12 protein-coding genes and 1 pseudogene are annotated in these 13,703 nt (G+C 58.5%); 4 read left to right on the top strand and 9 right to left on the bottom strand.

All coding sequences use genetic code 11. From position 1 onward, the window contains the following. The first annotated feature begins 190 nt into the window (after positions 1-190). Positions 191-1,291 (top strand): chorismate synthase, encoded by a 1,101-nt coding sequence (aroC, locus tag K3724_RS19765; protein ID WP_259988468.1) that lies wholly within the window; start codon positions 191-193, stop codon positions 1,289-1,291. Positions 1,292-1,342: 51 nt separating this feature from the next. Here aroC and K3724_RS19770 read toward each other — a convergent pair whose 3' ends face one another. Continuing rightward, on the bottom strand, positions 1,343-1,759 hold the full coding sequence (locus K3724_RS19770; protein ID WP_259988470.1) for a helix-turn-helix domain-containing protein: 417 nt from the start codon (positions 1,757-1,759) through the stop codon (positions 1,343-1,345). Between the two features lie 73 nt (positions 1,760-1,832). On the opposite strand from K3724_RS19770, the gene K3724_RS19775 reads away from it, so the two are divergent. Next, positions 1,833-2,471, top strand: coding sequence for a cation transporter (locus tag K3724_RS19775; protein ID WP_259988472.1), 639 nt, complete (start codon positions 1,833-1,835; stop codon positions 2,469-2,471). Between the two features lie 41 nt (positions 2,472-2,512). Here K3724_RS19775 and K3724_RS19780 read toward each other — a convergent pair whose 3' ends face one another. From K3724_RS19780 to K3724_RS19810, 7 genes and pseudogenes are all read right to left on the bottom strand, one after another. Further along, complete coding sequence (locus tag K3724_RS19780) at positions 2,513-2,923, bottom strand: AMP-binding protein (protein WP_259988474.1); 411 nt, start codon at positions 2,921-2,923, stop codon at positions 2,513-2,515. A gap of 351 nt (positions 2,924-3,274) precedes the next feature. Further along, positions 3,275-3,470: pseudogene (locus tag K3724_RS19785) on the bottom strand (hypothetical protein); the annotation flags it as partial. 336 nt (positions 3,471-3,806) lie between these two features. Next, complete coding sequence (locus K3724_RS19790) at positions 3,807-4,913, bottom strand: flagellar basal body P-ring protein FlgI (protein ID WP_259988476.1); 1,107 nt, start codon at positions 4,911-4,913, stop codon at positions 3,807-3,809. After that, positions 4,913-5,917 (bottom strand): flagellin, encoded by a 1,005-nt coding sequence (locus tag K3724_RS19795; RefSeq protein WP_259988478.1) that lies wholly within the window; start codon positions 5,915-5,917, stop codon positions 4,913-4,915. Before K3724_RS19795 ends, K3724_RS19790 begins: the two co-directional genes overlap by 1 nt. A 3-nt stretch (positions 5,918-5,920) precedes the next feature. Next, the gene (gene flgK / locus K3724_RS19800; RefSeq protein WP_259988480.1) at positions 5,921-7,369 is read right to left on the bottom strand and encodes a flagellar hook-associated protein FlgK; all 1,449 of its coding nucleotides are present in this window, start codon (positions 7,367-7,369) and stop codon (positions 5,921-5,923) included. A 46-nt stretch (positions 7,370-7,415) separates the two neighbouring features. Next, positions 7,416-8,723 carry a flagellar hook protein FlgE gene (locus K3724_RS19805; RefSeq protein ID WP_259988482.1) on the bottom strand — a complete coding sequence of 436 codons (1,308 nt, stop codon included), beginning with the start codon at positions 8,721-8,723 and terminating at the stop codon, positions 7,416-7,418. A gap of 124 nt (positions 8,724-8,847) precedes the next feature. After that, positions 8,848-9,684 carry a flagellar motor protein MotB gene (locus K3724_RS19810; protein WP_259992702.1) on the bottom strand — a complete coding sequence of 279 codons (837 nt, stop codon included), beginning with the start codon at positions 9,682-9,684 and terminating at the stop codon, positions 8,848-8,850. A 305-nt stretch (positions 9,685-9,989) separates the two neighbouring features. On the opposite strand from K3724_RS19810, the gene nirK reads away from it, so the two are divergent. Together nirK and K3724_RS19820 are read left to right on the top strand one after the other, a co-directional pair. After that, complete coding sequence (gene nirK, locus K3724_RS19815) at positions 9,990-11,114, top strand: copper-containing nitrite reductase (RefSeq protein ID WP_259988484.1); 1,125 nt, start codon at positions 9,990-9,992, stop codon at positions 11,112-11,114. A 77-nt stretch (positions 11,115-11,191) separates the two neighbouring features. Continuing rightward, positions 11,192-11,983, top strand: a complete 792-nt coding sequence (locus tag K3724_RS19820; protein WP_259988486.1) for a formylglycine-generating enzyme family protein — start codon at positions 11,192-11,194, stop codon at positions 11,981-11,983. A 325-nt stretch (positions 11,984-12,308) separates the two neighbouring features. Here the strand turns inward: K3724_RS19820 and hemN are convergent, their stop codons facing one another. Further along, complete coding sequence (hemN, locus tag K3724_RS19825) at positions 12,309-13,664, bottom strand: oxygen-independent coproporphyrinogen III oxidase (RefSeq protein ID WP_259988488.1); 1,356 nt, start codon at positions 13,662-13,664, stop codon at positions 12,309-12,311. Between the last annotated feature and the right edge of the window lie 39 nt (positions 13,665-13,703).

Genomic DNA, 13,703 nt, shown 5'->3' on the forward strand with positions numbered 1-13,703 from the left:
CCAAAGCCCGCCAGGACCTGCGTCTTGGCCAAACAAAACCACTTCCATCTCTTCCTCTTGCTGAAAATATCCCGGGGGAGCCGCCCCAAGCGGCGGGGGCAGCGCCCCCTCGGTTCTATGCCGCAGAGGAATCCGCTTGAGGCACAGCCCCCTGCCCGCTAAGCACGTCCCGCAAAGGAGACCGCGCCTCATGTCGATGAACAGCTTTGGACACCTCTTCCGCGTCACCACCTGGGGCGAAAGCCACGGGCCCGCGCTTGGCGCCACCGTCGACGGCTGTCCGCCGAATGTGCCGCTGGAGCCGGAGATGCTGCAGCAGTGGCTCGACAAGCGCCGCCCCGGCCAGAACAAGAACACCACCCAGCGCAATGAGCCTGACGCCGTAAAGATCCTGTCCGGCGTGTTCGACGGCATGTCCACCGGCACCCCGATTCAGCTGATGATCGAAAACACCGACCAGCGGTCCAAGGATTACGGCGAGATTTCCCAGACCTTCCGTCCGGGCCATGCCGACATCACCTATTTCCAGAAATACGGCAACCGCGACTACCGCGGCGGCGGCCGTTCCTCGGCGCGGGAAACCGCGGCGCGTGTTGCTGCGGGCGGTGTTGCACGTGAAGCAATCAAGGCGCTGGTGCCGGGGCTGGAGATCAAGGGCTATATGACCCAAATGGGTGAGCTGGAGATCGACCGCAGCCGGTTCGACTGGGATGCGATCGAGCAGAATGATTTCTGGATCCCCGATGCCGGCGCGGTGCAGGAGTGGGAAGATTACCTGCAAGGTCTGCGCAAGGCGCATGACTCGGTGGGCGCCGTTGTCGAAGTTGTCGCGCGCAATGTCCCCGCAGGCATCGGCGCGCCGGTTTATGGCAAGCTGGACACCGATCTGGCGGCAGCAATGATGTCAATCAACGCTGTTAAAGGCGTAGAGATCGGCGAAGGCATGAACGCCGCCCGGCTGAAGGGCTCGGAAAACGCTGATGAGATTTTCATGGGCGAAAACGGGCCGGAGTATTCCTCAAACCACGCCGGCGGCATTCTGGGCGGGATTTCCACCGGTCAGAATGTGGTGGTGCGTTTTGCGGTGAAACCGACCTCCTCGATCCTTACTCCGCGCCAGTCGATCCGCAAGGACGGCTCTGCAGTGGAGGTCATCACCAAGGGCCGCCACGACCCTTGCGTCGGCATCCGCGCCGTACCCGTGGCCGAGGCGATGATGGCCTGCGTGATCCTGGACCACCTGCTGTTGCACCGTGGCCAGATTGGTGTGAACCAGGGCAGGATCGGCTGAGTATGCGGCTCTAACAAGGAGTTTCCCGGCAACACAGCTGGGAAAGCACTCTCAGCTGTGATCGCCCGAGCATTGGCTGTGGTCACCGAGAGCCGTCAGCACCTTGCAGCAGCCGCCATTGCCGCCGTCGCAAAGATGGCTGATCCGCTCCAGTTCCGCCGCCAGCTGCTCCAGCTTGCGGATCCGGTCTTGAACATTGGCCAGCTGACTGCGGGCAATGCGGTCGGCTTCGGCGCAGTCATCTCCAAGATTCCCGTCCAGTCCCATCAAAGACTTGATATCTTCCAGCGGGAAACCGAGGTCGCGAGCATGTTTGATAAAACCCAGCGCGTTCATTCCGTCCTCCCCGTAGCGGCGCTGATTGCCGGCATTGCGACCGGGCTGCGGCAGCAGGCCGATCTCCTCGTAATAGCGGATGGTGGGAACCTTTACGCCGGTGGTCTTGGACAGCTGACCGATGGAAAACATCTGCGGAACCTCTTGAAGCTCTAGTGACTAGAGGCCCTACATTGATCTCGAATCAGGAATGAGGACAAGAGCAATGGCAGGCTGCTGCAATCACAACGCCCGTTTTGACGGGGTCTCGGCAGACTATAAACGCAGGCTTTGGCTGGTAATCGTCATAAACGCCGGCATGTTTGCGGTGGAAATGAGCGCGGGCCAGCTGTCGGGCAGCCAAGCGCTGAAGGCGGACGCGCTGGACTTTCTGGGCGACGCGCTGACCTATGGCATTTCGCTGGCGGTGATCGGCGCTACCCTGCGCACCCGGGCGCTGGCGGCGCTTGGCAAAGGCATCAGCCTTCTACTGATGGGTGCCTGGGTGTTTGGCTCCACCGTTTATCAGGTGTTTTATGTCGGAGTGCCGCAGGCACAGATCATGGGTGTGATCGGCTTCATGGCGCTGGCCGCCAATCTGATCTCGGTCATGCTGCTGGCACGCTACAAGGATGGCGACGCCAATGTGCGCTCTGTCTGGCTGTGCTCGCGCAATGATGCGATCGGCAATGTGGCGGTGATGATCGCGGCGCTGGGTGTCTGGGGAACCGCCACCGGCTGGCCGGACCTGATTGTGGCCGGCATCATGGGCGGGCTGTTCCTAAGCTCCGCCTACCAGATCCTGGTGCAGGCGGTGCGGGAATGGCGCGAGGAAGAGGCGCGCACTGCGGCGTATCAGAACTGAACACCTGTGCCGCTTGCGGCACGGGCGGCGTCCTGCGTTGTTCAGACAAACAGCCCTGCGTATGCCTCGCGCAGGGCTTTCTTCTGCACCATGCCCATGGTGTTGCGCGGCAGGTCCTCCCGCAGAGTGAGGGAAGTGGATGCCAGGTTGCCGCTGCTCAGCATCGCGCCTTTGGAGCGCCCGATGGTGCCGGAGGTGTAAAGAAACGCGGCCAGATCGCCGGATTCGCGGGCAACAGGGTCAAAACCGGGCTGAACATCCGCCAGGTTGCGCAAAGATCCCTGCCCTCCGGCATCCAGAGTCAACACCCGCGCCTCATCTGCAATAGCGCTGATCTTCCCCATTCGCGCCGGATCGCAAACCACCACGCGCAGAGACGCTTCGCCCACGAAATAGGCCACTTCAGGCCCGGTAAAGGCGGTGTTCAATGGCAAGAAGATTCCGCCGGCCAACTCTGTGCCGGGATACAGCTTGATCGCTTGAATTGTGGAACGCCACGAAACTTTGACTCTTTTGGCATCAAAACCTCAGGAAACAAGAAAATCACGTCATTCAAGCCTGACCCGAACGTCATGTTTTTCTGACCCAATATGAAAAGCGGCCCTTCCTCGAAGCTGCGGCGAAGACGTCGAAGGAGCCCTTTGCGACCAATGCTGAGCGATGCATAAATGACTGCTCCGCTCAGCCGTCGCTGGCGGGGCCGGGATGCCATCGACCTCCACCGGCAGAGAACGAGCCTCGTGACCAGGCGACAGATATCCTTTTTCTCCAAAGCCCTTCTGCACCCAATAGTTTAGGACCGTGTCAGACACCTCCATGCCGTCATCCTTCGAGCGCCGTTTGTAGCACGTGCCATCGCCCCTCTCGGGACATTGCTGCGCAATGCCCTGCCGGGCAGTGGATGCCGTGCTTGCGGCACAATTCCTTGGCCCCAATGCCGACTTGGGGTTCCTTCGGGGTGCCAATGATCTGCTCTTCGCTGAATCGGCTTTTCCGCATTGTCTGTCTCCTCGGGTGGAGAACAGGCTAGCGTAGAAACGCGGACATTTCTGGGGAGAAGGTCAGGAGCAGCACCTTGTTATCATCACAACTAACCTCGCCTTCTGCGGCGCCAAGAAGACAAGGCCAGAACCCAGTATATAGTTCTTGCAACTTTCAAGTTGCGCGGGCTGCGAAATTCGAGCGGATGCGAGAACATCCCCGCCCAAGCGAAACCGTGCATGAGTATGCGGGATTGTTAAACATTCTACGTCCCGCCGGCATGTCGCGATACACAAAAAAGCCCTGGCTGTTGCAAGCAAAGCCAGGGCTCTTCGCTAGTCTGCTTTAACTAGCCTAACGGACGACAAATTCTGCATGCAATGCGCCGGCCGCTTTCAGGCTTTTGAGGATATCGATCATGTCCCGCGGCGACACGCCCAAGGCATTCAAACCTGCCACGACTTCGGACAGCGAAGTCGTCTCCGGCACTTCGGCAAGTTGGACGCCCTCTTCTTCCTCAATAGCTGCACCTGTGCGCGGAACAACAACCGTTTCGCCATTTGCGAAGGGATTGGGTTGCACCACCAGCGGTGTCTCTTCGATCCGCAAAGTGAGGTTTCCTTGAGCCACAGCAACACGGGAAATCCGCACATCGCTGCCCATCACGATCGTACCGGAACGCTGATCCACCACAACCCGCGCCTTGCGCTGAGGTTCAACCAGGATGTTCTCGATCCGGCCTACGGCGTGAGCCGTCGAGCGAGTATTTGTTCGCTTGATATCGATCTCGACAGTTCCGGAATCCCGCATCAGGGCAACGTTGCGGCCAAACTCATCGTTGATCGCCCGTTCAATCCGGCCGGCAGTGGTGAAATCCGGCTCCCGCAGGGCCAGACGCATGGAGCTAAGAGAGGACAGATCAAAGCCGATCTCACGTTCGACCCGGGCGCCCGAAGGGATCACACCGGCCGTTGGCACCCCTTGGGTTACCGTGGCCGCGTTGCCTTCGGCAACCGCTCCACCCGCCAGGATTGTACCTTGGGAGACGGCATAAATCTGCCCGTCCGCAGCATTGAGCGGCGTCATGATCAGGGTGCCGCCCAAGAGACTCTTGGAATCACCGATAGCTGACACTGTTACATCAATGGTGCTTCCAACCCGGGCAAAAGGCGGCAGTGTGGCCGTTACAAAGACCGCAGCAACGTTTTTTGGCCGGAACTGCTCACCGGTCACATTGACACCAAGCCGCTCCAGTATGTTGGACATGATTTCTTCGGTAAACGGCGAATTCCGCAGCCCGTCACCGGTGCCGTCCAAGCCGACGACCAGGCCGTAACCGACCAGATCGTTGCCCCGGACGCCATCAAATTCGACCAGGTCCTTGAGACGGATGGTATTTGCCTGCGCCACTGCGGGCAGCAGGAACAGGCAAGTGAAAAAGAGGCGAAGAAATACCAGCATCAGAGATAGTTCAACAATGAGAGCTGCGAACTGCGCGAAGTGATTGTATAAAGACCTTCAAGCTGCGTTTGTGCTTCTTCCAGCCGTGTATAGGTTTCATAGGGATCAGCTGACACCAGGTTGTTTTTGACAATGCTCAGGCTGGTTTTCGAAGCCTCGTTGCGGGTGTTCACCGCTTCAAGCTGTCCTTCGATAAAGCCGACATCCGCTTGCAACTGGATCAGTTTGTCCACGCTATCCGTAAGTTCGCTGCTGGCTTGGCGGACAATGTCGACTTTTACATCGTCCGTCAAACCAAGACTGGGTTCATCTGCCAAAGCTGTAATGACGTAACTTTGCAACGCATGTTTGAGGTTGTCGTCATCAGCGCGGATGCCCAGTGTAACCTGTTCACCCTCGCCCACGGTGACAGGCTGCAGCGAAGTGGTGGAACCGCTGTACATGACAGTGTCGAAGCCAGCTGGATCATCAAACCAGTCCTTCACGGCTTGAATGATGTCATTGCTTGTCGTCAGTCCGGAGACCTCAGTGAGGATGGAACTCATAAGGGTGCCGGTGTCATTGAGCGGCGTAGTATCCGTTGCAGTGCCCGCAAAGACTGCCCGCCCGCCAACGGAGGCATTCAAAAGATTAATTGCACTAGATATTCTTTGCTTGGCTTGACTTCCGAATTGCTCAGCATTGTCCACGTCAATAGCGGACGACAGCGTCAGGATGTCATTCCGCATCGCTTGCACCTGGCTCTGGAACTTGTCGAGGCTGCTTTGTGTTGTGGTGGCAAACAGCTGCACTTCTCTATTGGTGACAGTATAGCTGTCGAGCCGGTTCAAGGTGCTTTCGAGATCCGCCAGATAGGTATAGTCGCCGCCCAGCCGCTCGGTCAGGTTGGACGATTTTCCGGTAGCAAACTCTTCGGAGAGCGTGGTTATTTTCTGCTGCAATTCCGCATTGCGGCTGCGGAGAAAGAGGTGCTGCGCCATATCACCATAGGAATTCAAAATCATGCGTCAGATCCTCAATAGTGTATCCATAAGTTCGTCGACAACGCTGATCACCCGGGCATTGGCCTGGTAGTACTTTTCCACCAGCAACAGGTTCTGCAATTCAGCATCCGTATCAACGCCGAGCCCCAGTTCCGCTTGACTCAATTCGTTGAAACTGGCCGCCGCAAAGGTTGATGCGCGTGACGCTGTTTCATTGTCCTGGGCGAACCGCGACAACAGGTTTGCACTCAGCGTCGAGGCTGTCATGTTCGCCGTGCCCAGCCCGACAGAAGATACCGTCCGGGTGGTGTTCAACGTGTCAGAGTATGCCTGCAGCAAGCTGGAATCACCTGGATCGCCTTGACCCGCTGCATATAGGCCGTCGCGGAACCGCCATGTTTCTCCAGTGCCGTCCAAGGCCACCAGATCATTCAATTCAATGCGGTTAGAGATACCGACGAAGTTTGCCGGGTCATAGAAACCGCCATCATCCGTGAAGATGCCGGCGTCGGCGACGCCAATGGTGGCATCCAGTGCAGGATCCTGAAACCGCTCGATCAGATCGGCGGCCATTGTGTCAAGATCCTCTTGCGCTTCCACCGCTGTTACATCCCGGATTTCGAACTGGGCTGTAAGCATGCCACCCCGAAGTGGCCCGTCCGGGCTGGTGTCAATCACCTTGCCATTGACCTCAAGGCCGGAAATCAATGCATTGCCCAGTGTCATGTGCGGAAGGATATCCCGCGACGGAGTAAAGCTCAGCTCGGACGCCTTTCCATCCAACAGCATAACCCCGCCGGTTGAGTATAGCGTCAATTGGCCATTACCGCGCCGGACAACATTGACTGGAATGATCTCGTTAACCTGATCAACCAGTTGATCCCGCTGGTCATGCATCGCCACTGCATCCATGCCACCGGCTTCGACGACCATAATGCGGGCATTCAGTTTTTCGATTTCCTTCAGCGCCTGGTTCACGGTTTCAACCTGAGAGCCGATCGCATTGTCCGCATTGATCCTAAGATCCCGCAACCCTTCAGCAGTGCGGGAAATCGTGTCGGCCAGCGAATTTGCCTTCACGGCCAAATCATTCAGCCTGGGCTGTGAATCCGGGCGAGAGACCGCCTCAATCAATGAAGACTCGAAATCCGATAGGTGCGAAGCCAGTGACATCTCGTCGTCAACTGTGCCAACCAGGTCGGACATCCTGCCGTAGAAATCTGACTGGATCCTGGACGCGCCGTAGTCTGCCTCAGCAACTCTGCGGTTAGTGATCAGAACCGGGTCGTTGATGCGCTGAACATGCCCGACCCGGACACCGGGTACACCCGCTCCAGGGCTGTTCAGGTCCAACACCCGGCGCGAGTAACCAGGTGTCAGAGCGTTGGCCAGGTTTTCCGAAACCACTTGAGAGGACCGGCTGGCCGCGGTCAGCCCGCTCATCGCGCTGTTCAGGGCGGAATAAATAGACATGTTCAGCCTGCTTTCGTGAAGCCAATGTCAGGGGGCATCAAGCGCATTAGCGCTTGATGTTGGTGGTTTCCTGCAGCATTTCGTCAACCGTCTGAATGACCTTGGCATTTGACGAATAGGCGCGCTGGGTCTGGATCATATCCGTCAGTTCGGTCGCCACATCCACAGCGGATTCTTCCTGGGCATAACCGAGAATTTCACCCGTCGGCCCGTCGCCGGCATCCCAGAGGTAGAAATCCCCGGATTCGTCAGTCGGCATGTAAGTTTGCGAATCCAGAGCCCGCATGCCGTTGACGTTGGAAACATCTGCCAGCGGCACTTTGTATATGACTTTGGTATCGCCGGAGTCATACTCTGCTATGACTTCACCGCTCTCGTTGATCTCAACCGAGACAAAGGAACCAACGGGGTTACCGTCTTTTTCAGTTGTGCCTGGAACGAATTCATCACCGAGCTGGCTCATACCGGTGTTGCCGCCGATGGCGCCAATGTTAATCTCAACCGGTCCGCCTGCAAGGTTAACAGTCACCGATCCCGCGGCGCCATCGTATGCACCGCCTGTAACAGTTGCCACGCTCGCCAGAGAACCGCCCGTGGTGCTGCTGTCATCGAAGGTAAGCGTGTATTCCCCGATATTAGCCGCCCCTGTTGCGGAATCCACGATTTCCATCGTCCATTCATTGGTGCCAGACGTTGCCGGCAGAGTCGCAACATTCGGTGTGTAGGTAATTGTCAGCTCTTCAGCGTTGCCCATATTGTCGTAATACAGGACTACCTGCTCAAACGGGTCGCCTGATGCCCCGACGTCGGTTTCATCAGCAGGCAGGTTGGCTGTCAGACTGATCTCCGTAGTGGGTTCTGCCGACAGGCGGTTCAGGTCAACATGGATCGGTTCAAGGGCATCGTCTGTATCACGTGCTGCATCCGGAACGCTGCCATCTGCAAGCGCGGGCCAACCCATCAGCACCAAACCGGATTCGGTTGAAAGATACCCGTTCGAATCTGTGCGGAAAGAGCCTGTGGTCGTTAGCATCATAGACGGGCTTCCGCCCGCCTCCACTTCGGTAATTGAAGCCACAGGCAGCATTCCACGACCGCGCACTGCAAGATCAGTGGCATTGTTGGTCGATACCAGCGGGCCGCGCTCATCGATCAGGCGCACATTGGTGGTGCGGACACCACCAGCCGAATAGGTGCCTCCTGAATTCGACAAAACCATGGAATGGAAATCTGTTTCAACCCGTTTGTACCCGCGGGTCGAGGAATTGGCGATGTTATCGGAAATGGAAGCCAACCGGCTGGCGTTGGCGCTCAATCCTGAAACACCCGCGTTCAGCGACGAAGAAATGGTCATAGCGCGCCTTTCTGCTGCATCTAATCATTCTGGATGCAACAGCTAGCGCAGGAGCGATTAACGGGCGGCTAACAGATGAAATATGACTTATCTGCTAGCCGCCTGCCGCAATGTTTTCAGTGACTTAATCTCGTAAAAGGATGATTTCGATCCGGTCATTGCGGGCTGCCATCGGGTTTCCGACCGCCAGCTTGCGGTCGGCATGGCCGGTCACCCGGTGAATCCGGCCTGTTGCCAGTCCGCCTGATTCGAGCAGCGTCCGTGTTTTGTCGGCTCTGTCATGGGACAGCTCCCAAACCGGATTCTTTGCCAGCACAACAGGATGGGACCTGATGTGGCCACCGATGGCTACATTGCTGGTAACATTTTCCGACACCCGGGCAATCATCCTGACCAGATCCCGGAACAACGGCGTAGGCTCAGCCGCATCCTCTTTGAACAACGGCATGTCTTCTGTTGCAAAAAGCTCGATAATCAGGCCTTCGTCAGTGACCCGGGTCACAATGTGGCGGGCCATCGCAACCGTCACCATGCTCTCGCCGCCACGTCCAGACAATTGTTCTTCTATAGCGCGGAACTTGGAGTCTTCTTCCTCGCGCTTCTCGTCGGTCTCGACTCCGGTATCCCCTTGCGCCTGCTGGGCATCCATCGGGTTAATGTCCGTTGCCCCGGTGCCTGATTGCGGCTGAATTTCTTCGGTGAACATGCTGTCACCCTGAAACGCACCATTGCCGCCGCCGGAAACCCGGCTTAGCGGAATTGACGGCGAGAAGTAATCCGCCAGACCCTTGCGTTGTTTTTCCGTCGTCGCGTTCAGCAGCCACATCAGCATAAAGAAGGCCATCATCGCGGTCACGAAGTCGGCATAAGCCACTTTCCACGCGCCACCGTGATGGCCATCGCCACCACCTGATTTTTTCTTCTTGATGATAATGGGCGCCACATTGCTTTGTGCGCTCATATCCACCACCACTATTTTCACCCATCCCCGGGATAACAGGCGGCGCGTTAAACCGGGCTTAACAATTAAACTTGCCGGCAGTTCTGTGCCTCCGCACGGCAATTTCCGCCAAGGCCAGGCGGTTTATTTGCGGAAGTTGCCTGCAACACTATGGCAAAGCCCCGGCAGGAATTGCTGCATCTTAAAATCCACTTATCTTGGCATCGAATAATCTTATCAAAGGTTGATCAAGAGCAACCAGTCCAAACGCGCCCAGCGCTAGAGTCTCCTCAACACGGCACATGGGACACAAAAAGGAGAACACTATGCTGACCCGCAGAGCCGCATTGATGGGAGCAGCCGGTGTAGCAGCGCTGCCCGTACTTGCCAAAGCCGCCAAGGCTGAAGGCACCACTGTCCACGAGGCCGCTGCACCGGCGGACCTGTCCAGCCTGCAGCGTATCAAGCGCGAACTGGTTGCCCCGCCCTTCGTGCATGAGCACGAGCAGGTGGCACCAGGTGCGCCGCGCATTATCGAATTCGAGATGAAGATCGTCGAGAAGGAGATTGAGATTGATCAAGGGGCCTATCTGCAAGGCATGACTTTCAACGGCTCCATTCCAGGGCCGATGATGGTGGTGCACGAGGGCGATTATGTTGAGCTGACCCTGATCAACCCGCCGGAAAACATGCTGCAGCATAATATCGACTTCCATGCGGCCACCGGCGCCCTGGGCGGCGGCGCGCTGACCCTGATCAACCCAGGAGAGAAGACCGTGCTGCGGTTTAAGGCCACCCGCCCCGGCACCTTTGTCTATCACTGTGCGCCGGGCGGTCCGATGATCCCATGGCACGTCGTTGCAGGCATGGCCGGCTCAATCATGGTTCTGCCGCGAAACGGGCTTTCAGACCATAATGGCGATCCAGTCAGATACGACCGCGTCTACTATATTGGGGAAAACGAGTTTTACATTCCAAAGGACGATAACGGCGACTACCTGCGGTACGAGGATGTAGGCGAAAGCTACCCTGATACCCTTGAGGTCATGAACGGGCTTATCCCCAGCCACGTGGTGTTCAACGGCGCAGTTGGTGCGCTGACCGGTGAAACCGCGCTGAAGGCCAAACAGGGCGAGAAAGTGCTGTTCATCCACAGCCAAGCCAACCGCGACAGCCGCCCGCACCTGATCGGCGGCCACGGCGATCTGGTCTGGGAGGCCGGCAAGTTCAACAACGTGCCGGACCGCGACCTGGAAACCTGGTTCATCCGCGGCGGCTCCGCCGGGGCTGCGCTCTATGAATTCCTGCAACCGGGCGTCTACGCCTATGTGAACCACAACTTGATCGAGGCGGTGAACCTTGGCGCAACCGCGCACGTGGTGGTCGAAGGCGAATGGAATAACGACCTGATGGAACAGGTGGTCGCCCCGACCGAGTACTCCGGCTCCTAAGCTTGGGACTGGTGTGACCTCTCGAGGGCGGCTGCATTATGCGGCCGCCCATTTTTTGTTTTCTTGGGAGCATACCCATGAAATTCGAACTCATCACCGCTGCCCTGGCCGCCGCGATCGGCATTCCCGGTCTTTGGCTTTACGCCCCGGAACCGGCGACGCAGGTCGAAACCGCCGTCATTGCCGCAGCGACAATCCGTTACCGGCCGATCGGCAATTTCCACCAAGGTGGCAAAAGCGTGGTGCCGCCGGAACAGATGCGGCAAGTGGCAGCATTCGAGATCATGAAACATCAGGTCTCTCATGCCGAATATGCCGCCTGCGTGGCGGACGGCGGCTGCAAGCGGGCAGATGCAAACCCGGCGGATGGCAGCCGGCCGCAAACACACGTCAGCTGGCATGACGCCACCGCCTACGCGCAATGGCATTCAAAGAAGACCGGCCAGCCGTGGCGGCTGCCGGATGAGGCGGAATGGCAGCTGGCTGCAGCTGAAATCTTTGGCGACGCTTCGGTTGAGACGGATAGCACCGACCCGGCCCAGCGTTGGCTGCGCCAATACGCCCGCGGGGTGACACTGCGCGGCCTGCCAGGGCCTGCACAGGATCCCAAAAGCGAACCCGGAACCAACAGCCACGGCCTCAGCGGTCTAGGCGGCAACATCTGGGAATGGACTGCCGGCTGCATGCAGAACGGCGAGTTGCGCAAAGATGGCAGCCTCGCATATGGCGATCCATATTGCAGCGCACGCATTACCGGCGGCCGCCACCGGGCCGTAGTGATCGACTTCATACGCGACGCCAGTGTTGGCGGCTGCGCAGTCGGATTGCCGCCGGATTACCTGGGATTCCGGCTGGTCAAGGACGGCTGACTGCTGAGCATAAGGGGTCCTCCCGCGCCCGCAGGTGCCCCGGCTGCACCGGAGCCCCTTGGCAGCCTTGGGCCCGGCAGCTGCGCTGCGCCTTCTGTTGCGAAACCGTTCAAGGACCAATCTGCCTTAAACGGGTTTTCCTGTTTTGATGTTCAATTCCCGCTTAAATTGAATCCGCGCCTGGGCACGGCGCATAGCCCCGGTGCCGGCAATCGAATTGCATTGATAGGAAAGGCCGCGCTGTGCCACAGCACAGCGCCATGCCCAACTGTGAGGGGCCTCTGGAAAGAGGCACCGGAACAGGCGGGAGCGCCCGGCCTTTGGATCAAGAGGCCCGGCTGTAGCGCACCCCTTCAGGCACATGCGCATCAAAGCAGCTTGCGATGATCCGGGTCAGCGGCCGGCCTTGGGGCAGGATCGTCAGTGCCGCATCATCCAATTGCACCAGATCGCCGAACCGCGCCGCGATCTGTGCCAGATCCGCATCCAGCATCGCTGCAAGGCTTCCGAAACGCTGCTTCAGCTCTGCCCGGTTCAGCCGGAACTCGCACATCAGCATCTCGATAGCACGGCCGCGCAGCAAGTCTTCATCGCTCATCACATGGCCACGGGCGCCAGTCAAATGCCCTGCCTCGACCCTTTGCACATAGGCAGGCGTGGCAGCTGCGTTCTGAATAAAGCCGCCGGCAAAACGGGAAATCGACGATGCGCCGAATCCGATCAGCGTCGGGCAGGTGTCATCGGTGTAGCCCTGAAAATTGCGGCGCAGATGTCCGGTGCGGGCTGCTGCCTCCAGCCCGTCGCCGGGCTTGGCGAAATGGTCGATGCCAATGGCGGCAAAGCCCGCCGCGGCGAATTTTTCAGCTGCCAGGCCGGCCAGATGGTACCGCGCCAGATCGTCCGGCAGCGTCTCCTCCTTGATCAGCTTCTGCCGCTTTGCAACCCAAGGCACATGCGCATACCCAAATAACGCCAGCCGGTCGGGATTCAGGCTCAGCACTTTTTCCACCGTATCCGCCATCCGTGCCTGGGTCTGATGCGGCAGGCCGTAGACCAGATCAGCGTTCAACGAAGTGATCCCCGCCGCGCGCAGATCCTCGACACAGGCCTTGGTCACGTCAAACGGCTGTTCGCGGCCAATTGCCTGCTGCACCAGCGGATCAAAATCCTGAATGCCGATGCTGGCGCGGTTCATGCCCTCTGCCGCCAGCGCTGCTATCTTGTCGCGGTCGACCATTGTGGGGTCGATCTCCACTGAGAACTCCCAGTCTTCGGTTTGAGGAAACACTGCCTTCACCGCTTGCGCCAGCCGATGGATCAAAACGGGCGGCAGAATGGTCGGCGTTCCGCCGCCCCAATGCATCCGCCCCATCCGCAACCCATTTGGCAGCAAAGGCGCCACCTGTTTCAGCTCTTGCTCCAGCGTGCCAATGTAGCTTTCCACCGGACTCAGCGTCTGAGTGCCTTGTGTGCGGCAGGCGCAGAACCAGCACAGACGCTCGCAAAACGGTATATGCAGATAAACGGAAACCGGCACATCCGGATCCAGCGCCTGCAATTCGCGGGCCTGATCCGCGGCGCCGACGGCTGCAGTAAACACCGGCGCGGTTGGGTAGGATGTGTAGCGGGGCACCCGGCTGTCAAACAGCCCAAGGGCTTGGAGGCGGTCAATCTGTTTCATGACATTGCTATGCCCCTTTTCAAGCTCCCCTACTTTGCG

This window comes from Leisingera sp. M658 (assembly GCF_025144145.1).
Taxonomy (GTDB): domain Bacteria; phylum Pseudomonadota; class Alphaproteobacteria; order Rhodobacterales; family Rhodobacteraceae; genus Leisingera.